This is a genomic window from Erwinia sp. V71, assembly GCF_965644245.1.
In the GTDB taxonomy this organism is placed as follows: domain Bacteria; phylum Pseudomonadota; class Gammaproteobacteria; order Enterobacterales; family Enterobacteriaceae; genus Erwinia.
In genome coordinates this window covers 1-21,287 of the sequence record NZ_CBFFRK010000011.1, presented here as the reverse complement: position 1 = coordinate 21,287, position 21,287 = coordinate 1, and the positions used below count along the sequence as shown (strand labels likewise).

The following is a 21,287-nucleotide window of genomic DNA, read 5'->3' as shown; positions in this document are numbered from 1 at the left end:
CGATGACAGAGCGCCTGTACGCTCAGCCCATTGCTGCAGACGTAACCAAACGTTTGCGTCAAGTCTGCCGAAATGGGGTAATCGCTATCATCCTGTTATTTATAATTTTCGGGATGCAGCCTATTTTACGGCGATGAATCCTACCCGTTCTGCGGGAACGAAGCAAAATAAACCATAAGGAAAAAAGATGACGTTTTGTAATTATGTGGACTGGCGACAAAAATAATCGTGTGTCACTTGACGCAAAACAAAAAAACCGACCGCAGGTTGCGGTCGGTTTAGTCAATGCCCACAGGCAAACTAAGGCTACACAGGACAGGAAAGGGGATTAACGGTAAATCTCTGCTGTACCACTCCAGCGGCTGGAATCACCCGGATTATCGAGGCCCACCACACGATAATGGGTCGCCCCCATCTCTTCCGCTTTCTGCGCTAGGTGATGCTGTGCATCGTCGATGGAACCACGCGCGCCAGAGATAGATACGCTACCCATACTCTGTAGTCCCTGCGCCTGCTCGTTATTCACTTCAGTGGCCGCCATTGCGGTAAAAGAAGAAGCAGCAAGCACGGCAACAGCAACGATGGCAGGTAATTTGATTTTCATAAGATGCTCCTTAGCACTTACTTCGTTAATCATAAGCTTGTTTGTTAATCACGATAATGATTATTACCTGCCCAATGAAAACCAACGTGACGCGTGGGTAAAAGCCTGCAAGCTTTGTGAAGAGAAACGGCAGCAATCCTGGGAACTGTCAGGAGTGGTATCAATGTTTGCTCCAGGTAACCTGATGTGATCAATCTCGCCGATACAGAAACATCTCCCCCTTCTCTTCTCTTTCGCTATCTCCCTGCTCCCGTTTTCCAGTGCGTCGCCTGCGACGTTTTGTATAGTTTTTTATAGCTATTGCTAACTAATATAGCAAATGCTATATCTGTGTATAAAATCACCTCACCTTCAGGATGGATAACTATGCATTGTGGAACTGTGCGATCGTTGGGACTGGCGGCTGTTGCATTAATGCTGGCGTTTAGCGCCAGTGCAGCGGAGAAGTTTAAGGTCGTGACGACTTTTACCATTATTCAGGATATGGCGCAGAACATCGCCGGTGACGCTGCAGTGGTGGAATCGATCACCAAACCCGGTGCCGAGATCCATGACTACCAGCCAACACCGCGCGATGTGCTGAAAGCACAGTCGGCCGACCTGATCTTATGGAACGGCCTCAACCTGGAACGCTGGTTTAGCCGCTTCTTCGCCAGCCTGCATGATGTGCCTTCCGCCGTGGTGACCGACGGCATCGAGCCGATGTCGATCAGCGACGGACCTTACAGTGGCAAACCGAATCCACACGCCTGGATGTCACCGTCCAATGCGCTGATCTATATTGAGAATATCCGTCAGGCACTGGTCAAATACGATCCGAAAAATGCCGACGTGTATAACCGCAATGCCAAAAACTACGCCGAAAAGATCCGCGCGCTGGATGCGCCACTGCGTGCACGCCTGGATAAAATCCCTGCGGCGCAACGCTGGCTGGTCACCAGTGAAGGTGCCTTCAGCTACCTCACCCGCGACTACCAGCTGAAAGAGGGCTGGCTGTGGCCCATCAATGCGGATGAGCAGGGTTCACCACAACAGGTGAAGCACGTGATTGACCTGGTACGCCAGCATCACATTCCGGTGGTATTTAGTGAAAGCACTATCTCGGATAAACCCGCCCGCCAGGTGAGCAAAGAGACCGGAGCACGTTACGGCGGCGTGCTGTATGTCGATTCGCTGTCACAGGCGGATGGCCCGGTGCCAACCTATATCGACCTGTTGCAGGTTACCGTTAATACGATTGCGAAAGGGTTCGGACAATGAGTAACGGGGCGCATATTTCGCTGCAAAATATTACCGTAACCTACCGGAACGGCCATACGGCGCTGGTCGACACCAGTTTCGACCTGCATGCTGGCAGCTTGTGCGCCCTGATCGGCGTCAACGGCAGCGGCAAATCAACGCTGTTCAAAAGTATTATGGGACTGGTGAAACCCACCAGCGGCAAAGTGGAAATCAACCAGCAGCCGGTCGCGAAAGCGCTGCGTAGCAACCTGATCGCCTATGTACCGCAAACCGAAGAAGTGGACTGGAATTTCCCGGTGCTGGTCAGCGACGTGGTGATGATGGGCCGCTACGGTAAGATGTCGTTCCTGCGTATTCCGTCTGCTGAAGATAAGCGGCGGGTGGAGCAGGCGCTGGATCGCGTCGGTATGCTGCATCTGCGCGACCGGCAGATTGGCGAACTGTCTGGCGGTCAGCGTAAACGTGTGTTTCTGGCGCGTGCGCTGGCGCAGCAGGCCAGCATTCTGCTGCTCGATGAACCTTTTACCGGCGTCGATGTGCAGACCGAAAACGCGATTGTCGATATGCTGAAAGCGCTGCGGGATGAGGGCCATCTGTTGCTGGTCTCCACCCATAACCTGAGTTCCGTGCCGACATTCTGCGATCGGGTAGTGATGATTAACCGTACCCTGGTGGCCTGCGGACCCACCGAAACCACCTTTACCCAGCAGAATCTGCAGCAAACCTTTGGTGGCGTGCTGCGTTATCTTACGCTGCCTGCCGATACCGCCGTGGAAGCCGCGCCAGACACTCCGCTGTGTGGGAGCGGGCAATCATGATCGAGCTGCTGCTGGAACCTCTGCATTATAACTATATGGTCAAAGCGATTGGCGTCAGCGCGCTGGTCGGCGCCAGTTGTGCTTTTTTATCCGCCTGGCTGATGCTGAAAGGCTGGTCGCTGATGGGCGATGCCCTGTCACACTCCGTGGTGCCGGGCGTCGCGGCAGCGTATGCCATTGGCCTGCCGTATGCGGTCGGTGCCTTTATCACCGGCATGCTGGCAGCACTGGGGATGACACTGGTGCGCCATCTGACCCGTCTGCGTGAGGACGCGATTATTGGCCTGGTCTTCTCCAGCTTTTTTGCCGCGGGTCTGCTGATCATTTCCCTTAACCCGACATCGGTAAATATCCAGTCGATTATCTACGGCAATATTCTCGGTATTGCAGATGAAGATGTGATTCAGGTCGCGGTGATTAGCGCCATTTCGCTGCTGATTATGCTGCTGATCTGGAAAGATTTGCTGGTGGTATTTTTTGATGAAGGACATGCCGTCTCGGTTGGCCTTTCCCCGCTACGGCTGAAAATCCTGTTCTTCACCCTGCTCAGCGCCTGCACCGTCGCCGCACTGCAAACCGTCGGTGCCATTCTGGTGATTGCCATGGTGATTACCCCAGGCGCCACCGCATGGCTGCTGACCGACCGCTTCCCGCGCCTGCTGCTGATTGCCGTCACGCTGGGCGCGACCACCAGCGCGGCAGGCGCATGGCTGAGCTACTACCTTGATGGCGCAACGGGTGGCGTGATTGTCACGCTGCAAACCGCACTGTTTCTGCTGGCCTTTTTCTTTGCCCCTAAATATGGCCTGCTCGCCAGCCGACGTAAGGTTCGGAGAGCAACGCTATGAGTATGCTATTTGAACTGGTCAGCCAGCCGCTCAGCCTGCCCTTTATGCAACGTGCGCTGCTGACCGCCATGATTAGCGGTACGGTTTGCGCCATTCTCTCCTGCTACCTGGTGCTGAAGGGCTGGTCGCTGATGGGCGACGCCATTTCCCACGCGGTATTGCCCGGCGTGGTGCTGGCCTATGTGGCTGGCGCACCGCTGGTGGTGGGCGCTTTCGCGTCCGGCCTGCTGTGTGCTGTTGCGACCGGCTATATCAAGGACCACTGCCGTATCAAAGAAGATACCGTGATGGGGATTGTATTCTCCGGCATGTTTGCCATCGGGCTGGTGATGTTTTCCCGTATCGAAAGCGATCAGCATCTGAGCCATATCCTGTTCGGCAATGTGTTAGGTGTCACCGCTGCGGAGTTCTGGCAATGTCTGGTGATCAGCCTGCTGGTTAGCGTGGTGATGCTGGTGAAACGTAAGGACCTGCTGCTGTATTGCTTCGATCCGGCGCAGGCACGGGTCATCGGCTTACGGGTTAAGTGGCTGCATTATGGCCTGCTGAGTATGTTAGCACTGACTATCGTTGCTGCCCTGCAGGCTGTAGGGATTGTGCTGGTGGTCGCGATGCTGATTACCCCGGGGATCACCGCGCTGATGTTGTGCCGCAGCTTTAGTGCCATGCTGGTTGTCGCTACTCTCAGCGCGCTGTTCTCCGCTTTCGCCGGAACGCTCGCCAGCTTCTGGCTGGATGCGGCCACTGGCCCCTGTATTGTCCTCATCCAGGCGGCACTGTTTGTGCTGGCGTGGCTGGTTAGCTATCTGCCGCGGCGAGTCGTCTCTTCACAAAAAGTGAGTGAGTAATCACCTCACCCCCCCTCCCTGTCTTCCCCCGCCCGGGGGAAGACATAGCGCGATGATATTTTACATTTCTCCTTAATTTCTCCACGATTCTTTCATCCACTACGGGTAAAGTAATTTCCTGCCGGAGAAGTCTGAATCAACAGAACATTTTTCCCGGCTGCAACACTTTCTTCGCCGATAACCCTGATACTGGCGTATTTTCTTTGTGAGCTAAGACTACTGCTGCTGAGGAGCTCTGATTTCGATGGCGAAATTCTTTATTGATCGCCCGATTTTTGCCTGGGTACTGGCAATTATCCTGTGTCTGGCCGGCGTGTTGTCGATCATGTCACTCCCCGTAGAGCAATATCCCGATCTGGCACCGCCGAATGTGCGTATTACCGCTAACTATCCTGGTGCATCTGCAGAAACGCTGGAAAATACCGTGACGCAAGTGATCGAGCAAAGCATGACGGGCATCGATAATCTGATGTACATGTCGTCGCAAAGCAGCAGTACCGGGCAGGCAACGATTACCCTGACCTTTACCGCCGGCACCAACCCCGATGAAGCGCGCCAGCAGGTGCAAAACCAGCTGCAGTCCGCCGTGCGTAAGCTGCCACAGGATGTGCAGCAGCAGGGAGTGACCGTAAATAAAACCGGCGATACCAATATCCTGATGCTGGCGTTTGTCTCCACCGACGGCAGCATGGATAAACAGGATATTGCTGACTATGTCGCCAGTAATATTCAGGACCCGATCAGCCGTATCAGCGGCGTCGGTCAGGTGGACGCCTATGGCTCGCAATATGCGATGCGTATCTGGCTCGACCCGAACAAACTGATTAACTATGCCATGACTACCCAGGATGTGGTTGACGCCATTTCTTCGCAAAACAGCCAGATTGCGGTCGGCGAAGTGGGCGGCACACCGTCAGTGGATCGTCAGGCACTGAACGCCACCATTAATTCACAGTCTCTGCTGCAAACCCCGGAGCAGTTCAAAGCCATCATCCTGCGCGCGAATCAGGATGGTTCGGTCGTCACCCTCGGTGATGTTGCAGAAGTTCAGCTGGGTGCAGAAAAGTACGATTTCCTCAGCCGCTATAACGGTCAGGCGGCATCTGGCCTCGGGGTGAAGCTGGCGTCCGGCGCCAATGAACTGGAAACCGATAAGCTGGTGCGTGCGCGCATCGAAGAGCTGTCGCACTTCTTCCCGCACGGGCTGGAAGTGAAAGTGGCCTATGAAACCACGCCGTTTGTCACCGCTTCCATTCATGATGTGGTGAAAACGCTACTCGAAGCGGTACTGCTGGTGTTCCTGGTGATGTACCTGTTCCTGCAAAACTTCCGTGCCACCCTGATCCCCACCATTGCCGTACCGGTGGTGCTATTTGGCACCTTCTCGGTTCTGTATGTCTGCGGATTCAGTATTAACACCCTGACGATGTTCGCCATGGTGCTGGCCATCGGCCTGCTGGTTGATGATGCCATCGTGGTAGTAGAGAATGTCGAACGCATTATGAGCGAAGAGGGATTATCGCCGCGTGATGCCACCCGTAAATCGATGGGACAAATCCAGGGAGCGCTGGTAGGGATCGCACTGGTGCTGTCCGCCGTATTTATCCCGATGGCCTTCTTTGGCGGCACCACCGGTGCTATCTATCGTCAGTTCTCAATTACCATCGTCGCCGCGATGGTGTTGTCGGTGCTGGTGGCGATGATCCTGACGCCAGCCCTGTGCGCCACGCTGCTGAAACCGTTGCCGCAGGGCCAGCATCATGGCCGGCACGGTTTCTTCGGCTGGTTTAACCGTATGTTCCACCGTAACAGCGAGCGCTACGAACGTGGCGTGCTGAAAATTCTGCAACAAAGCGGACGCTGGCTGCTGCTGTATCTGGCAATTATTGGCGTGATGGCCTTTCTGTTTCTGCGTCTGCCCACCTCGTTTTTACCGCTGGAGGACCGCGGCGTCTTTACCACCCAGGTGCAGTTACCACCGGGTTCCACTCAGCAGCAAACGCTGAAAGTGGTCCAGAAGGTGGAAAATTACTATATGACGCATGAGAAGGATAACGTGCAGTCAGTGTTTGCCACTGTCGGCTCTGGCCCGGGCGGTAACGGCCAAAACGTCGCACGTCTGTTTATCCGCCTGAAAGACTGGGATGAACGTCCGGGTGCAGAACGCAGTTCGTTTGCCATTATCGAACGCGCCAGCCGGGCATTTCGTAAGATTAATGAAGCGCGTGTCATCGCCAGCAGCCCACCGGCCATTACCGGCCTCGGTAACTCGGCGGGCTTCGATATGGAACTGCAGGATCATGCTGGTATTGACCACACCCGGCTGATGCAGATGCGCGATCAACTGCTGGCGATGGCCGACAGCGATCCGCAGCTGGCGCGTGTGCGCCATAACGGGCTTGATGACCGGCCACAGTTGCGTATTGATGTTGACCAGCGTAAAGCACAGGCGCTCGGCGTCTCACTTGATGATATTAATGACACGCTGAAAACAGGCTGGGGCTCAACCTATGTTAATGATTTCCTTGATCGTGGCAGGGTGAAAAAAGTGTATGTCCAGGCGGCGGCGAAATACCGTATGCTGCCGGACGATATCAGCAAATGGTATGTACGTAACAGTGCAGGCGGCATGGTGCCATTTATCGCATTCGCCAAAACCGCATGGGAAACCGGTTCGCCACGCCTCGAGCGTTACAACGGTTATTCCGCGCTGGAGATCGTCGGTGAAGCAGCCCCGGGGGTCAGTACCGGTACGGCGATGGATATTATGGAAAAGCTGGTCAGTCAGTTGCCACTCGGCGTCGGTTTTGAATGGACTGGTGCATCTTACCAGGAGCGTATGTCTGGCGCTCAGGCGCCTGCGCTGTATGCCATTTCGCTGCTGGTGGTCTTCCTCTGTCTGGCAGCGCTATATGAAAGCTGGTCTATCCCCTTCTCTGTGATGCTGGTGGTGCCACTGGGCGTGGTCGGCGCACTACTCGCTACCTGGATGCGTGGGCTGGAAAATGATGTTTATTTCCAGGTCGGTCTGCTGACGGTGATTGGTTTGTCGGCGAAAAACGCCATTATGATTGTTGAATTCGCCAATGAAATGAATACCAAAGGACGTGAGCTGATCGAATCCACGCTGGAAGCCTCACGTCAGCGTTTACGTCCGATTTTGATGACCTCGCTGGCCTTTATTTTCGGCGTTCTGCCGATGGCAATCAGCAGCGACGCAGGTTCCGGCAGCCAGCATGCGGTAGGGACGGGTGTCATGGGCGGAATGATCGCCGCCACCGTGCTGGCGATATTTTTTGTACCGCTGTTCTTTGTCGTGGTCCGTCAGCGCTTTCCGCTGAAAGAGAAGACGCATCAATAAAGGAAAAAAGGCCGCCAGTATGCTGGCGGCCTTTCACTATGTTGTATTCGGTATGGTTAGAGCTTACTGCAACAGATACGGTAGATCGCTTTCTGAAAGAAATGCTTACTTACGCAACATTGCTTCAATAAAGTCTTTCCAGTTCCCCAGTTCTAAATCAATCATGTTACCCTCTCTCTTATAATCAGGCGCAGTATACGCCTGTTTTTTGAGCAGGTGAATACATTCACCCTATAATTATCATCGGCATTTTTTATCAAAACTGTAAAATTTGCTGCTGGTCATAAATTTAAGATAAGACATCAATCTAATTTATTGAAAAGATTAGCCCTCTCCTTATCGAGACCATAAATGCGTTTAATTCTCAAATACAACAGAACGGTGTTCTGTCTGCAAGATGGCTACGCTGATGTCGGAAAGTAAATAAATCGGTTACCAGACATAATAAGAAAAAAGTGAAGGGGCGCCTAAAGTACCAAAAACCACACACCATCAGGCGGGGTTCCCCCCGCCCACGGTTAGCTCTTAAATTCGTAGTTTAAAAACGCCGTATATTCATTACTTCCCTGAGTAACACGAATCTCGCACAGACGATCACCAATTATCCAGAGACTCAATAATAATGTTAAACAAACCACTATTAATGCATGTAATAAATATTTCCGTGGCATTTAAACCTCCTTGCATCACTGCAATTAAGAGTCTATCCTGACTCTGTGTGGGAGTCGGGACAGGCCTCAGGTTAATAGAATATTGACCTGGGGCCTTCTTCTGTCCACTATCAAAAAAACACCTGAAGCAGACAGCTTCAGGCGCCCGGAATGATGCTAATGCAGAACATTGACCTCTGTCATTACCTGAACAAATAATAATAAAGAAAAAAGACAGCACTCATCACAAACGAGTTAAATATAATAATTATTTAATGAATAATAAAAAGGGTGCCTGAAGCACTGACAACTCCACCAGTCAGGCGGGGTTTCCCCCGCCCGCGGTTAGCTCTTAACTTCACAGTTCAGGAACGCCGCATATTCATTACCACCCTGATTAATTCGCACTTCACATAAACGGTCACGAACTAACCACAGTGCAACCAGTAATGTAAAACAAACCACCACCAGTCCGCGTAATAAATACTTTTTTGGCATTCAGACCTCCGTTGCATTTCTGCTGTTAAGAGGCTATCCTGACCTTGTGGTGTGTCAGGAGTGGCCTCAGGTTAATAATATATTGACCTGGGGCCTTCTTCTGTCAGCTCGTGAAATACCTGAAACTAACAGTTTCAGGCACCCATAACTATGCTACCCGGCAGACTGACTCCCGTCATTAGCATCCCGACTAATAAACAATGATATTTCGGCATAGCTCGCAATTATTATTATCCTGACACGATGATTTATTGCATAATAACCAGCAATCAGGCTAATAAAGAAAATACGAAACTATTATCAGGAGAATAATGATTTATGACTGAAGGCAATCTGCAGCAACCACTCACGATGTACGGCATCAAAAACTGCGACACCATCAAAAAAGCGCGTCGCTGGCTGGAAAGCCAGAACATCGACTTCCGCTTCCATGACTACCGTGCAGATGGTCTGACCGCAGAACTGCTGCAACGCTTTATCGATACGCTTGGTTATGAATCCCTGCTCAATACACGCGGCACCACCTGGCGCAAACTGCCAGAAGAACAGCGTAACGCCATTAATAATGCCGATGCCGCGCGCGAATTGATGCTGACACAGCCGTCAATTATCAAACGCCCATTGCTCTGCGACGCTGGCGGCTCTATGCTGCTGGGCTTTAGCGAAACAACTTATCAGCAGTTTACCCAGGAGAAGTCATAATATGTTCTGTCCGGTCATTGAGCTGACGCAGCAGCTTATTCGTCGCCCTTCCCTCAGCCCCGATGATGCCGGCTGTCAGGCCATTATGATCGAGCGGCTGCAGGCTATTGGTTTTAACGTCGAGCAGATGAATATAGATGACACCCTGAACTTCTGGGCGTGGCGTGGCGATGGGCAAACCCTGGCCTTCGCTGGCCATACCGATGTGGTGCCAACGGGTGATGTCAGCCGCTGGATCAATCCGCCATTTGAACCAACCATTCGTGACGGCATGCTGTACGGCCGCGGCACTGCGGATATGAAAGGTTCACTGGCGGCGATGGTGGTGGCGGCAGAACGTTTTGTCGCAGCGCACCCGAACCATAAGGGCCGTCTGGCATTTCTGATCACCTCTGACGAAGAAGCTACGGGTGCGAACGGCACCGTGAAGGTGGTGGAAAAGTTGATGGCGCGTAACGAACGTCTCGACTACTGCCTGGTCGGTGAGCCATCCAGCACCGAAGTGGTGGGTGACGTGGTGAAAAATGGCCGCCGTGGCTCGCTGACTGCCAATCTGACCATCCACGGCGTGCAGGGTCACGTTGCTTATCCGCACCTCGCCGATAACCCGGTGCATCGGGCAATGCCGGCGCTGAATGAGCTGGTTGCAACCGAATGGGACCAGGGCAATGAATTTTTCCCGGCCACCAGCATGCAGATCGCGAATGTTCAGGCCGGTACTGGCAGCAATAACGTCATTCCCGGCGAACTGTTTGTGCAGTTCAACTTCCGCTTCAGCACCGAACTGACTGATGAAATGATTAAACAGCGCGTGACAGAACTGCTGGATCGCCATCAGCTGCGCTACAGCCTGGACTGGTGGCTTTCCGGCCAGCCATTCCTCACCTCACGCGGTAAGCTGGTCGATGCGGTGGTGAACGCCGTTGAGCACTATAATGAAATTAAACCGCAGTTGCTGACCAATGGCGGTACCTCCGATGGTCGTTTTATCGCACGGATGGGCTCACAGGTCGTTGAACTGGGTCCGGTCAATGCCACGATCCATAAGATCAATGAGTGTGTGAAGGCGTCGGATCTGCAACTGCTTAGCCGTATGTACCAACGTATTATGGAACAGCTGATCGCCTGAAGCGGGGAGAAATATCATGGAATGGATTAAAGAGTATTGGTGGGTCCTGATTATCTTGCTGATGGTGGGCGCGCTGATGAATGTCTATAAAGACCTGAAGCGCATCGATCATAAAAAGTTTATGGACAACAGGCCCGAGCTGCCGCCCCATCGCGATTTTAATCATAAATGGGACGATGAAGAGGACTGGCCGAAAAAGAAATAGTCGTCGGTCCCCCACTCCTCTCCCGCCCGGGAGAGGAGCTGCTGGCTCTCCTGCGCCCGCCTGCGGTCATATGCCATTAACGCCTGCTGTGCTTCAATTCGCCACTGGTTTAATAACGCCTTACGCCCGGATAATCCCAGCAGGCGGGATAATTCGCTGGCAGGCAATTGCTGGTTAATCGCACCACGCAGTGCAGGCAGGATCAGTGAAACGTCGGCCAGCAAACGCCCGAGCGCTGGCCATGCGGCGTCAAACGAACGCCGGGCAAAGGCAAATCCCGCCGCCTCATGCCAGTCATCTTCAGTGAAACACTGCTGTTCATCGCAGATGATTGCCAGCGGTTGTGTCAGCTTTTGCCGCAACCACCAGTAATCACGCGCCAGTCGCCGTGCCGCACGATCCACCAGTGTATGACCTGCCGCCGTTACCGGCAGCAGCGCCATCGCGCTATAGCAGCCGCTGCTGGCCTCACGCTGGGTGCTGATACGTACCAGCTGAAAACCGCAACGCTGCCAGAAACGCCAGAGTTCATCGGTATAACCAAAACTAACCGAGAGAAAATCCAGTGCGTCAGCATCAGCGGCGCAGTGTGCAATCAGCTGCTGGCCAATACCGCTGCGACGCAGTGACGGCGCAACCGCAATACGCGTAATCCGCCGCGAACGCAACCGGGCCGCTTCAGGGAAACCGGCGTGTGCCGCCAGCGACTGTGCCACCAGATTACCGCGCGGGCGGCGGTCGCCAGCCCAGACCGCAAATGCCAGCCCGGCATCCAGCCCTCCCTCATCGACCAGCCACAATGCCCCACAAATCTGCTGCTGGCTGTGTGCGGCAATAAAATGCATCCCCTCCGCATCCATCATGCGGCGCAAATCAAGAGGCGAGGTGCGGTAGTGCGCACTGGCAAGCAGATGATACATTGCCGTCAGCTGCTGCGGCTGTGTTTGCCAGTGCTGCTGCTCCAGACGCAGGAATGCCGCAGGCCCGGTAATCTGCGGATTGATGTTTTCAGCAAACAGCAATGCATTATCGACAACACGCTCCAGCGGATCATGTTGTGCCCAGCGCAGCGGCTGGTCGAGGGTGTAAAACTGCGCCTGCGGCAACGCGGCACAAAACTTCAGTAAAAAACCACGACCAGTACCTTCATACCCCTGCACGGTGGTGGTAAGTAATACACGCGGAAAATAGCGGATTAAACGCTGTAACAGTGGCGTCGGGATCGCAGCGGCTTCATCAATCAGCAACCACTCAGCCTCTGGCGCTTCCTGTTCACAGGCAGCCAGCAGGGCATCTGGAGCGGAGAAGTGAAACGCCTCGCCTGCAAACCGTGCCAGTACCTCAACCGACACCTTTGCCGGCGCCGTCACGACACAGCGTCCTGGGGAGTGTTGCGCCAGCATACCTGCCAGCGCCGATTTGCCGCGACCACGTGGCGCAGTCAGCACCGAAATACCCGGTTCTGATGACAGCAACGCCTGCACGATCTGTTGCTGCTGACGTTCGCCGTCTGGCTGCCACGCAGGACGGGGAGCTAAAGGCGGCAGATGCAGCGGCTCTCCCTGACGCAGCATTGCCACTTCCGCATCGTGCGATAGCGTATACTGCAGATGGTGCACAAAATGGGGTGTCGCGATAGCCTGCGCGCCATCATTCCAGCGCAGCGTATCCTGATCGACGGTCACAGGCCACTGCCGCCATGGCGGCGTCATCAGCAACAGCCAGCTCCCGGCAAGAAGCGTTCCTGCCAGGGCAGCAAAGGCTTCGGCATGAAATCCCGCGCGGGCATCGAACACGGCATGACGAAACTCCTGGCCCAGCAATGTCCGCATCGCGCCGGGCGTATAACAGGGGCCATCTGCTGGCTGTTCACTGACCCGCAGCCAGTAGCCAGACAGCGACGCCTGCCACAGTGCTGCCTGCTGTTCACACCACTCTGCCTCGCCACTAATCACCAGCAGACGACGCACACCCTGCCGTTGCATATCAGCAGTCAGTTGCAGAAGGTCCATCACCCGTTACGCACCAAAAGTATTACACTGGCCGGGGTCGCCGCTGTCGAAGCCGCGTTTGAACCAGCTGTAACGCTGAGCTGAACTGCCATGCGTAAAGCTGTCTGGCACCACGTGCCCCTGGCTGCGCTGCTGCAAACGATCATCACCAATGGCGGTCGCCGCATTCAGCGCCTCCTGCAGATCGCCAGGCTCGAGAATCCCCTGCTGCTGCATATAGTGACCCCAGACACCGGCAAAACAGTCGGCCTGTAATTCCATATTGACTGACAACTGGTTACGCTGCGTTTCTGATGCCTTTTGCTGCATCTCACGTACTTTTGGTTCAATTCCCAGCAGTTTTTGCACATGATGACCCACTTCATGGGCGATCACATAACCCTGAGCAAAATCGCCGCCCGCACCGAGCTGTGTTCGCATCTGATCATAAAAGGAGAGATCGATATAGACCTTGCTGTCAGCCGGGCAGTAAAACGGTCCCATCACCGACTGGCCAGTACCGCAGCCAGTCGATCTTGAGCCGCGGTACATCACCAGCCCCGGTGGCTGCCAGGGTTTGCCCATCTGCTGAAACAATTTTTGCCAGGTGTCTTCATTGGTCGCGAGCATGACTTTGGTAAATTTCGCCGCTTCATCATCCTGCTGAGCGCGACGCTGCTGCCCCGGAACTTCGCCGGTCAGTAACGGCGTCAAATCATAGCCGTAGTAACTCGCCAGAATGACGATAAACAGCAGGATAATCCCGCCCTTACCGCGCGGAATACGCATACGGCCAACACCCATCGAAGCAGACTCATTGCGTCGGTCTTCCACATTGTCGCTTTCACGACGCCCCTGCCAACGCATAACGCACCTCATGTATGGATTACAGCAAATAAAGCAGATAGTAGCTGTGCTGCCCCTGAATAACCAGCACCGCCGTGGTGGCATATCATCACAGCCACAAAAGCAGGGGTAAACAGAGCAAGGCAGTTAAGGCGGGAGAACAAACAGATGAAACAACAGTACCTACAACGACATCAGGCCGGTATCACCGGCCTGTGAAGAAAATAACGGCAAGGAAAACGATTGCGCAGTTAGTCTAATTTAACGCCAAGACGGTGAGCAACTTCTTCATACGCTTCAATCACGCCGCCGAGGCTCTGACGGAAACGATCTTTGTCCATTTTTGCCAGGGTGTCTTTGTCCCACAGACGCGCACCATCCGGCGAAAACTCATCGCCCAGCACCACTTCGCCCTTGAACAGACCAAATTCCAGTTTAAAGTCCACCAGAATCAGACCCGCATCGGCAAACAGCTTGCTCAGCACTTCATTAGCTTTGTAAGTCAGCTCACGCATACGCGCCAGGTTCTCTTTATTCACCCAGCCAAAGGTTTCGCAGTAAGACTCATTCACCATCGGATCATGTTTGGCATCATCTTTCAGGAACAGATCGAACAGTGGCGGATTCAGGATGATACCCTCTTCCACACCCAGACGTTTTACCAGAGAGCCTGCCGCGCGGTTACGAATCACGCATTCAACCGGCACCATCTCCAGCTTTTTCACCAGGGCTTCGTTATCTGACAGCAGCGCTTCCATTTGCGTCGGGATGCCCGCTTCTTCCAGTTTGGTCATAATAAAGTGGTTAAACTTGTTATTTACCATACCTTTGCGGTCAAACTGCTCAATACGGGCGCCATCTCCTGCTGACGTATCGTTGCGGAATTCGAGTACCAGCAGGTCCGGATTTTCGGTGCTGTAAACGGTTTTCGCTTTGCCGCGATACAACTCAGCTTGCTTTTGCATCTTGATTAACTCCAAACGTGATAAAAAAGGGCCGGGAAGTCCGGCCCTGATAGTTTACCTGTTAAACGCTGCCTGGAACACAGCGACCAGCGCATCGTTCTGCGACTGGGTTAGCGGATGTCCTTTCGGATCGATAAACTGCAGGCTACTGCGGTTATCTAAATCACCCACCTGTAGTTTGTAATCGCCGTTTGGCAACTCAGGATCTTTCGCTCCCAGGTCGTCAAAGCGGCCGCTGCCCGGTGCCTTGTAAGTGATAGCCAGGCTGCCCTGCGAGCGGTTGCTGTCTTTCACTTCCATGCCAACGCGTTTCAGCGCATCTGGCAGACGCTGCCATACCGCATTAAACGGCGCACGCAGGATCAGGTTCGGCAGACCGGTATCATCTGCACCACTCTGCACATCGACGCGGGTAACACCATGGTTCGCCGCCGCATCTTCCTGTGCTGAGGAGATCTTGTCCATGCCGGTACTGATATCATTCAGCATCTGTGCTGTATAACGCTGGATCTGCGCAGGTGCCGTAACGTCAGCGCCCTGCTGCTGCAGCTGCAGCAGACGAACAGTCAGCGCCTGCTGATAACCCTGCTGTTGCACGCTAATCTGATAGCGACCACGGTATTGGTTATCTTCATCCGCACGGTTCCACTGTACCCAGTCGGTGGTCAGCTGCTGGCTGGCATCCTGACGATCGGCAATCGGGAACTTGTAGGACTGAACCACATTCACCACCTGCGGCCAGATTGAACCACTGCGGGTATTTTCCAGCATCAGAGTACCGGTGTTACCGGCAAACTGACTGCGTGCGCCATTCAGCAGCGCCAGTGGCTGAGCTGGCGGACGAATATCCAGCTGTTTGCCTGTCACGCCGTTACCCGCCGTGGCAGCAATATCATAATCACCGTTCTGCAGCGGCAGGATCATCCCTGCGGGTGCGTGCAATTCTTTCAGTTCGGGAGCCTGCAGATAAGACTCGTCGCCGCTCACCTGACGCTTGTAGCGCTGGTCACTGGAACAAGCTGCAAGCAGCATCACCGTTGACAGTCCAACAACTTTCACTACCGTGGACTTCTTTACTGAGTAAGCCATCAAATCTCCCTAAATTACAGCAGACCCGCTTCTTTAAGCGCCTGCTCGACAACCGGTTTGTTTGCATCTGTAAATGGCGTCATTGGCAGACGCAATGTGTCGGTTGCTATCAGTCCTAATTGCTTCGCGGCCCATTTCACCGGGATTGGATTAGGTTCAACAAATAATTTCTGATGCAGATGCATCAGGCGCTGGTTAAGGCGGCGTGCTTCGGCGAAGTTGCCCTGTTGCGCAAGCTCACAGAGACGAGCCATCTCTTTCGCAGCAATGTTTGCTGTTACCGAGATGACCCCACGGCCACCCAGTTGCATCAGATCCAGTGCGCTCGCGTCATCGCCGCTGACAATCACGAAGTCTTCATCAACCAGCTCTTGGATCTGACTAACACGTGATAAGTTCCCGGTCGCTTCCTTGATCCCGATAATATTTTTGATTTTAGCGAGACGACCAACGGTTTCCGGCAGCATATCGCAGCCCGTACGCGAAGGGACATTGTACAGCATCTGCGGCAGATCGGTGCTTTCCGCGATGGCTTTAAAGTGCTGATACAACCCTTCCTGAGTCGGACGGTTATAGTACGGGGTTACCGTCAGACAGCCAACCACACCCGATTTTTCAAAACGTTTGGTGAGAGAGATGCCTTCCGCCGTCGCGTTAGCGCCAGTGCCTGCGATGATAGGAATACGGCCATCGGCCAGTTCCAGCGTCAGCATCACCACATCACCATGCTCTTCATGGCTGAGTGTGGCGGATTCGCCGGTGGTGCCGACAGAGACAATCGCCGAAGTCCCGCTGGCGACATGATAATCAATCAGTTTTTTCAGACTCGCACGGCAGACATTACCTTTGTCATCCATCGGTGTGACGAGCGCAACAATACTTCCCGTAAACATTAGCCATCCCCTCCACAAACAAGTGCTTCATGGTACGTTTGACGGCTATTGAAAAGCAAGCGGGCAAGGGCGCAGAGGCGCTTGGCAGAGGGTATTTTTTATGTTTACCTTAGGGTTATCACAATTGCTAATCACCACGACGGACAGGAAGTAACATTTTGCCGCAGTCAGAGCAACATTATCTGGTTATTACCGCACTGGGCGTTGACCGTCCGGGGATTGTCAATACGATTACCCGCCATGTCAGCAGCTGTGAGTGCAATATCGAAGATAGCCGGCTGGCGATGCTCGGTGACGAATTCACGTTTATCATGCTGCTTTCCGGCAGCTGGAATGCGATCACGCTGATTGAGTCGACGCTGCCGCTGAAAGGCGCTGAGCTGGAACTGCTGATCGTGATGAAACGGACGAACGCCAAAGCGCAACGCCCAACGCCTGCGACCGTGTGGGTACAGGTGGAAGTGGCCGACTCACCGCATATTATCGAACGTTTTACCGATCTGTTCGATTCGCAGCAGATGAATATCGCGGAGCTGGTTTCCCGCACGCAGCCAGCCGAAGAAGGCCGCCCCCCATTACTCTATATTCAGATTACTGCGCACAGTCCTGCCAGCCAGGATGCCTCATTTATTGAACAAGCCTTTAACAAGCTATGTACAGAACTGCAGGCTCAGGGCACTCTTAGTGTCGTGAATTACCCACAGCATGAAGAAAAAATGGAGAGTAGTGATGAATCCACTGAAAGCCGGTGATATTGCACCGAAATTTAGCTTGCCCGATCAAGACGGCGAACAAGTAAATTTGGCCGACTTCCAGGGACAACGTGTGTTGGTCTATTTCTATCCGAAAGCGATGACACCGGGCTGCACCGTGCAGGCATGTGGCCTGCGGGACAACATGGACGACCTGAAAAAATCTGGCGTTGAAGTGCTGGGCATCAGCACCGACAAACCGGAAAAATTATCGCGTTTTGCTGAGAAGGAACTGCTGAATTTCACGCTGCTGTCTGATGAAGATCATCAGGTCAGCGCACAGTTTGGCGTCTGGGGTGAGAAGTCGTTTATGGGTAAAACCTATGACGGCATCCACCGCATCAGTTTCCTGCTTGACGGTAATGGCCGCGTGGAGAAGGTGTTTGATGATTTCAAAACCACCAATCACCACGACATTGTGCTGGACTACCTGAAGTCAGCGTAACTACCACGGGCGGCGGATACCGCCGCCCGCAGCGCTATTCCACACGCATTTCATCCGGCCAGGCGTGCACCACGGCTTTCACCAGCGTCGCCAGCGGGATAGCGAAAAACACGCCCCAGAAGCCCCACAGACCGCCGAATATCACCACGGAAAGAATAATCACCAGTGGATGTAAATTCACCGCCTCGGAAAACAGTACCGGCACCAGCAGATTGCCATCCAGCGCCTGAATAATCAGATACACCACCAGCATGGTCCAGAAATCGCTGCCCAGCCCCCACTGGAACAGGCCGACACACACCACCGGGATCGTGACCACCAGCGCGCCGATATACGGGATCAGCACCGACAACCCGACCAGCACCGCCAGCAATAACGCATAATTCAGACCAATAATCAGAAAACCAATCCAGGTCGCGACACCCACCACCACCATTTCCAGCACCTTACCGCGGATATAATTGGTGATTTGCTGGTTCATTTCGCTCCAGACCTGCCCCGCCAGCCCGCGATTGCGCGGCAGTACGCGGCGCACCGCGTTCAGCATCTGCTCTTTGTCTTTCAGCAGGAAGAACACCATCAGCGGCACCAGCACCAGGTAGATCGCCAGCGTCATCAGCCCGACCAGCGACGCCAGCGAATATTTCACCAGTGACTCACCGACCCCTGTCAGACGGCTGCGAATATTTTCCACCAGAATGTCGATAATGCCCGCATCCACCAGCGCCGGGAAACGCTTTGGCAAACCTGCGGCAAACAGATACAGTTTATTCAGCATATTAGGCAGGTCGCGCGTCAGGTTAATCCCCTGCTGCCAGACAATCGGTGCCACCACCAGCACCATCAGCAGTAAAACCCCGACAAACAGCGTCAACACCATACTGGTGGCCCAGCCACGCGAACATCCCAGCCGCTCGAGACGTACCGTTGGCCACTCCAGTAAATAAGCCATCACCAGCGCGACCAGCAGCGGTGCCAGTAAGCCACTGAAAAAGAATAAAATAACGAAAGCGGCCAGCAAAATGACCAGCAACGCAATGGCTTCCGGATCGCTGAAGCGGCGGCGATACCACTGGATTAACAATGCCAGCATGATAATGACGTCCCTGAGTTCATTGAGGAAAAGGCTGAATTGTACTGAAAGGCCTGACGAACAGAAAGGCAGCTGGCAGGTTAGCGCTCTTTTTGTCTAACCTGCCAGCAAACGGATTAACTGGCAGAGGCTAAGGCAGGACGTTCCTGCGCCAGCCTGACGCAGTTGCGTCCGGCATTTTTCGCCAGGTACAATGCGTCGTCAGCGGCTTTAAACACCTCTTCCATACTCTTATGGTCGGGCTGCCACAACGCCACACCCAGCGACACCGACACATTCCCCACCGGGTTAATCTCCAGCTGGAAGATATGCTGACGCACCCGTTCGGCAATCATCAACGCCATTCCGCTGTCAGCGCCAGGCAGAATCATTAAAAACTCTTCGCCACCATTACGGCACACCACATCGGTCTGGCGTGAATGCTGCTCCAGTTCACGCGCAACACGAATGATCACGGTATCACCGACATCGTGACCAAAGGTATCATTCACCCGTTTAAAATGGTCAATATCCAGCGCCAGCACCGCAAACGGCTGGCGGGTAGTGAGGAAATATTCCAGCACCGCGCTCAGACCACGACGGTTAAGTAAATGGGTTAACGGATCGGTTTGTACTTCAAACTTCAGCTTGCCGATTTTATCCTGCAGCCAATACCCGCCAGCAGCGCACGCTTAATCTGCGCGGCCTCGTAATACCATGAGCGAATGCCATTAATCTCTTTCGACACGCCCTGCGCATCCATCTGACTGGCTTTACGCGCCAGCTGCCACAACGGCAGCGCAATCAGACGCGCCAGAATCCAGGCGGCAATCAGGGTCAGCACGGCGAACGGCACCGAGTTGCTGAGCACCTGCAACAGCAGGCTGTTCAGCGGTTCCAGCGTGGTTCGGGTCGGTTTCAGCGCGACAATCATCCAGCCAGAAGCCGGGACAGTGGCATACCCCGCCAGCATCGCCTCTTCACCCTGCGGCACCATTTCCAGATAACCATTAGGGTTTTTCTGCTTATCTTCATCGCTGATCAATGGCGCGATGGATTTGCCAATCAGCTTGTGATTCTGGTGATAAAGCACGTGATTCTGCTGATCAACGACATACAGGCTGGAACCATCGCGGTAAAACTGCTCGCCCAGCAGTTCATTCAGAATGCTTCTTTTCTTGAGATAAATCGATGCGCCAACATAGCCGAGGTAGATACCATTTTTCGACCATACCGGATACGAAATCAGCACCACCAGATTATTCGACGCCGATATATTGGGCAGACTGATAATCGGCTTACGCTCAGTCAGTGCCTGACGCGCCAGATCGGTGTTCAGATGCATGCCTTTCAGCATCAGCGATTCCGGGGAGATAGAGCGCACCCAGCCATCGGCATCGACAATCACCACCGAGTTAAAGCTGGAGGTTTGCTCACGCAGCCGATCGACCTCTTCCTGCAGCACGTTATCATCATCCATGCCGCTGCTGAGACGTTTCGCGCTGTACGCCAGCTGCGACTGCGCCAGCTGGAAGAAGATCTCCGTGGTTGATGCCAGTTTTGTGGCGTACACCCGGTTCGCTTCCAGCGTGTTATTGATCAGCTGTTCACGCTGAACACGCCATGTTGCATAAAGAGAATTGGCCAGAGTAATCACAATACTGGCAATCGCCAGCATGGTGATCAGAGTGCGTAAGTCTGTCTTTGGCCGCAGCAGCCTCAGCATAGACTTACCTCGATTTTGCTAAACATTATTTTGGCGCCTGTAGGAATTTATTATGCGCAATTTTCACTGTGCGATGTATGCCCTGGTGAAGCACTGTGCAATTGTATTCCGCCAGCGCTATGCACTGCAAATGCCTTCCGCGCGCAGACGAAATATTTACTCATTTATTTCACTGCACCGGCAGAAGTGACATCCGTTATATCGGTGTCAGTAGCAGGTTACAGTGGTAAAAAGGCATATCCCTGGTTCTGTAACGTTGCCACCGTGGTGCCGCTGGAAAGCGTATGGATAACAGATTTATCGATCCAGTCATGCTGCAGATGATGAAAAGCAACAGATTGATCGCAAACTGAAATTTCCACCCCTGCCTGCCTTAGCTCGGCAATTAATTTCAGATTGGGATTATCAATGCCGTATATCTTATGGAACTGCTCATTATTCAGGACCGCAGGCACCGCATCGCTATTCACTGAGACGACAAACGGCGGATTCAAGTTCGAAGTGCAACGCTAAGCCGCCTGTCTTAACTCTGCAAAGACCACTGAAGGCTGCCGGAACCCGAGGCATTTTCTTGGCCTGCTGTTCAGTGCTCCCTGATACTTG

At 53.7% G+C, this 21,287-nt stretch carries 20 protein-coding genes and 2 pseudogenes; 10 read left to right on the top strand and 12 right to left on the bottom strand.

Features of this window, described 5'->3' with window-relative positions; translation table 11 throughout:
* Positions 1–328 precede the first annotated feature (328 nt).
* Positions 329–604 (bottom strand): YdgH/BhsA/McbA-like domain containing protein, encoded by a 276-nt coding sequence (locus ACSZO1_RS04310; RefSeq protein WP_437609882.1) that lies wholly within the window; start codon positions 602–604, stop codon positions 329–331.
* A 366-nt stretch (positions 605–970) separates the two neighbouring features.
* Between ACSZO1_RS04310 and ACSZO1_RS04305 the strand changes: the two genes are divergently transcribed.
* The 5 genes from ACSZO1_RS04305 to acrD all read left to right on the top strand — a co-directional run bounded on the left by ACSZO1_RS04305 (position 971) and on the right by acrD (position 7,721).
* Positions 971–1,864: a metal ABC transporter substrate-binding protein gene (locus ACSZO1_RS04305; protein WP_437609880.1), complete on the top strand. Its 894-nt coding sequence runs from the start codon at positions 971–973 to the stop codon at positions 1,862–1,864.
* The gene (locus ACSZO1_RS04300) at positions 1,861–2,664 is read left to right on the top strand and encodes a metal ABC transporter ATP-binding protein (protein ID WP_437609878.1); all 804 of its coding nucleotides are present in this window, start codon (positions 1,861–1,863) and stop codon (positions 2,662–2,664) included. Before ACSZO1_RS04305 ends, ACSZO1_RS04300 begins: the two co-directional genes overlap by 4 nt.
* On the top strand, positions 2,661–3,512 hold the full coding sequence (locus tag ACSZO1_RS04295; protein ID WP_437609876.1) for a metal ABC transporter permease: 852 nt from the start codon (positions 2,661–2,663) through the stop codon (positions 3,510–3,512). Before ACSZO1_RS04300 ends, ACSZO1_RS04295 begins: the two co-directional genes overlap by 4 nt.
* A complete protein-coding gene (locus ACSZO1_RS04290; RefSeq protein ID WP_437609874.1) occupies positions 3,509–4,360 on the top strand; it encodes a metal ABC transporter permease in 852 nt (283 codons plus the stop codon). Before ACSZO1_RS04295 ends, ACSZO1_RS04290 begins: the two co-directional genes overlap by 4 nt.
* Before the next feature lie 244 nt (positions 4,361–4,604).
* Complete coding sequence (gene acrD / locus ACSZO1_RS04285; protein WP_437609872.1) at positions 4,605–7,721, top strand: multidrug efflux RND transporter permease AcrD; 3,117 nt, start codon at positions 4,605–4,607, stop codon at positions 7,719–7,721.
* Between the two features lie 105 nt (positions 7,722–7,826).
* Here acrD and ypfM read toward each other — a convergent pair whose 3' ends face one another.
* The 3 genes from ypfM to ACSZO1_RS04270 form a co-directional block, all read right to left on the bottom strand.
* Positions 7,827–7,886: a protein YpfM gene (gene ypfM / locus ACSZO1_RS04280; protein ID WP_101505280.1), complete on the bottom strand. Its 60-nt coding sequence runs from the start codon at positions 7,884–7,886 to the stop codon at positions 7,827–7,829.
* Positions 7,887–8,239: 353 nt separating this feature from the next.
* Positions 8,240–8,392, bottom strand: a complete 153-nt coding sequence (locus tag ACSZO1_RS04275) for a Hok/Gef family protein (RefSeq protein WP_437609870.1) — start codon at positions 8,390–8,392, stop codon at positions 8,240–8,242.
* A gap of 324 nt (positions 8,393–8,716) precedes the next feature.
* Positions 8,717–8,869: a Hok/Gef family protein gene (locus ACSZO1_RS04270; protein WP_437609868.1), complete on the bottom strand. Its 153-nt coding sequence runs from the start codon at positions 8,867–8,869 to the stop codon at positions 8,717–8,719.
* A 318-nt stretch (positions 8,870–9,187) separates the two neighbouring features.
* Between ACSZO1_RS04270 and ACSZO1_RS04265 the strand changes: the two genes are divergently transcribed.
* From ACSZO1_RS04265 to ACSZO1_RS04255, 3 genes are read left to right on the top strand one after another with little or no spacing between them, the layout of a single operon-like run.
* Positions 9,188–9,571, top strand: coding sequence for an ArsC family reductase (locus ACSZO1_RS04265; protein ID WP_437609866.1), 384 nt, complete (start codon positions 9,188–9,190; stop codon positions 9,569–9,571).
* Between the two features lies 1 nt (position 9,572).
* Positions 9,573–10,700, top strand: a complete 1,128-nt coding sequence (gene dapE, locus ACSZO1_RS04260; RefSeq protein ID WP_437609864.1) for a succinyl-diaminopimelate desuccinylase — start codon at positions 9,573–9,575, stop codon at positions 10,698–10,700.
* A 16-nt stretch (positions 10,701–10,716) separates the two neighbouring features.
* Entirely contained in the window at positions 10,717–10,905 is a 189-nt protein-coding gene (locus ACSZO1_RS04255; RefSeq protein WP_437609862.1) for a YpfN family protein, read from the top strand.
* Here the strand turns inward: ACSZO1_RS04255 and ACSZO1_RS04250 are convergent.
* The 5 genes from ACSZO1_RS04250 to dapA form a co-directional block, all read right to left on the bottom strand.
* Positions 10,863–12,890 (bottom strand): tRNA(Met) cytidine acetyltransferase TmcA, encoded by a 2,028-nt coding sequence (locus ACSZO1_RS04250; protein ID WP_437609860.1) that lies wholly within the window; start codon positions 12,888–12,890, stop codon positions 10,863–10,865. The genes ACSZO1_RS04255 and ACSZO1_RS04250 overlap by 43 nt on opposite strands.
* Positions 12,891–12,923: 33 nt before the next feature.
* Positions 12,924–13,763, bottom strand: a complete 840-nt coding sequence (ypfJ, locus tag ACSZO1_RS04245) for a KPN_02809 family neutral zinc metallopeptidase (protein WP_437609858.1) — start codon at positions 13,761–13,763, stop codon at positions 12,924–12,926.
* Positions 13,764–13,993: 230 nt separating this feature from the next.
* Positions 13,994–14,707 (bottom strand): phosphoribosylaminoimidazolesuccinocarboxamide synthase, encoded by a 714-nt coding sequence (purC, locus tag ACSZO1_RS04240; protein WP_437609856.1) that lies wholly within the window; start codon positions 14,705–14,707, stop codon positions 13,994–13,996.
* A 54-nt stretch (positions 14,708–14,761) separates the two neighbouring features.
* The gene (gene bamC / locus ACSZO1_RS04235; RefSeq protein ID WP_437609854.1) at positions 14,762–15,796 is read right to left on the bottom strand and encodes an outer membrane protein assembly factor BamC; all 1,035 of its coding nucleotides are present in this window, start codon (positions 15,794–15,796) and stop codon (positions 14,762–14,764) included.
* Between the two features lie 14 nt (positions 15,797–15,810).
* On the bottom strand, positions 15,811–16,689 hold the full coding sequence (gene dapA, locus ACSZO1_RS04230; RefSeq protein WP_437609851.1) for a 4-hydroxy-tetrahydrodipicolinate synthase: 879 nt from the start codon (positions 16,687–16,689) through the stop codon (positions 15,811–15,813).
* Between the two features lie 158 nt (positions 16,690–16,847).
* On the opposite strand from dapA, the gene ACSZO1_RS04225 reads away from it, so the two are divergent.
* Together ACSZO1_RS04225 and bcp are read left to right on the top strand one after the other, a co-directional pair.
* Entirely contained in the window at positions 16,848–17,441 is a 594-nt protein-coding gene (locus tag ACSZO1_RS04225; RefSeq protein ID WP_437609849.1) for a glycine cleavage system transcriptional repressor, read from the top strand.
* On the top strand, positions 17,419–17,886 hold the full coding sequence (gene bcp / locus ACSZO1_RS04220; RefSeq protein WP_437609847.1) for a thioredoxin-dependent thiol peroxidase: 468 nt from the start codon (positions 17,419–17,421) through the stop codon (positions 17,884–17,886). The genes ACSZO1_RS04225 and bcp overlap by 23 nt, the downstream gene beginning before the upstream one ends.
* A gap of 34 nt (positions 17,887–17,920) precedes the next feature.
* Here the strand turns inward: bcp and ACSZO1_RS04215 are convergent, their stop codons facing one another.
* From ACSZO1_RS04215 to ACSZO1_RS04205, 3 genes and pseudogenes are all read right to left on the bottom strand, one after another.
* Positions 17,921–18,979, bottom strand: coding sequence for an AI-2E family transporter (locus ACSZO1_RS04215; protein WP_437609845.1), 1,059 nt, complete (start codon positions 18,977–18,979; stop codon positions 17,921–17,923).
* A gap of 116 nt (positions 18,980–19,095) precedes the next feature.
* Positions 19,096–20,684: pseudogene (locus ACSZO1_RS04210) on the bottom strand (sensor domain-containing diguanylate cyclase).
* A gap of 218 nt (positions 20,685–20,902) precedes the next feature.
* Positions 20,903–21,166: pseudogene (locus ACSZO1_RS04205) on the bottom strand (DsrE family protein); the annotation flags it as partial.
* Positions 21,167–21,287 lie beyond the last annotated feature (121 nt).

Bases quoted from the DNA above. Each gene is read 5' to 3' on its own strand.
- ACSZO1_RS04310 (WP_437609882.1), bottom strand. From the start codon at position 604: ATGAAAATCAAATTACCTGCCATCGTTGCTGTTGCCGTGCTTGCTGCT.
- ACSZO1_RS04305 (WP_437609880.1), top strand. From the start codon at position 971: ATGCATTGTGGAACTGTGCGATCGTTGGGACTGGCGGCTGTTGCATTA.
- ACSZO1_RS04300 (WP_437609878.1), top strand. From the start codon at position 1,861: ATGAGTAACGGGGCGCATATTTCGCTGCAAAATATTACCGTAACCTAC.
- ACSZO1_RS04295 (WP_437609876.1), top strand. From the start codon at position 2,661: ATGATCGAGCTGCTGCTGGAACCTCTGCATTATAACTATATGGTCAAA.
- ACSZO1_RS04290 (WP_437609874.1), top strand. From the start codon at position 3,509: ATGAGTATGCTATTTGAACTGGTCAGCCAGCCGCTCAGCCTGCCCTTT.
- acrD (WP_437609872.1), top strand. From the start codon at position 4,605: ATGGCGAAATTCTTTATTGATCGCCCGATTTTTGCCTGGGTACTGGCA.
- ACSZO1_RS04275 (WP_437609870.1), bottom strand. From the start codon at position 8,392: ATGCCACGGAAATATTTATTACATGCATTAATAGTGGTTTGTTTAACA.
- ACSZO1_RS04270 (WP_437609868.1), bottom strand. From the start codon at position 8,869: ATGCCAAAAAAGTATTTATTACGCGGACTGGTGGTGGTTTGTTTTACA.
- ACSZO1_RS04265 (WP_437609866.1), top strand. From the start codon at position 9,188: ATGACTGAAGGCAATCTGCAGCAACCACTCACGATGTACGGCATCAAA.
- dapE (WP_437609864.1), top strand. From the start codon at position 9,573: ATGTTCTGTCCGGTCATTGAGCTGACGCAGCAGCTTATTCGTCGCCCT.
- ACSZO1_RS04255 (WP_437609862.1), top strand. From the start codon at position 10,717: ATGGAATGGATTAAAGAGTATTGGTGGGTCCTGATTATCTTGCTGATG.
- ACSZO1_RS04250 (WP_437609860.1), bottom strand. From the start codon at position 12,890: ATGCAACGGCAGGGTGTGCGTCGTCTGCTGGTGATTAGTGGCGAGGCA.
- ypfJ (WP_437609858.1), bottom strand. From the start codon at position 13,763: ATGCGTTGGCAGGGGCGTCGTGAAAGCGACAATGTGGAAGACCGACGC.
- purC (WP_437609856.1), bottom strand. From the start codon at position 14,707: ATGCAAAAGCAAGCTGAGTTGTATCGCGGCAAAGCGAAAACCGTTTAC.
- bamC (WP_437609854.1), bottom strand. From the start codon at position 15,796: ATGGCTTACTCAGTAAAGAAGTCCACGGTAGTGAAAGTTGTTGGACTG.
- dapA (WP_437609851.1), bottom strand. From the start codon at position 16,689: ATGTTTACGGGAAGTATTGTTGCGCTCGTCACACCGATGGATGACAAA.
- bcp (WP_437609847.1), top strand. From the start codon at position 17,419: ATGAATCCACTGAAAGCCGGTGATATTGCACCGAAATTTAGCTTGCCC.
- ACSZO1_RS04215 (WP_437609845.1), bottom strand. From the start codon at position 18,979: ATGCTGGCATTGTTAATCCAGTGGTATCGCCGCCGCTTCAGCGATCCG.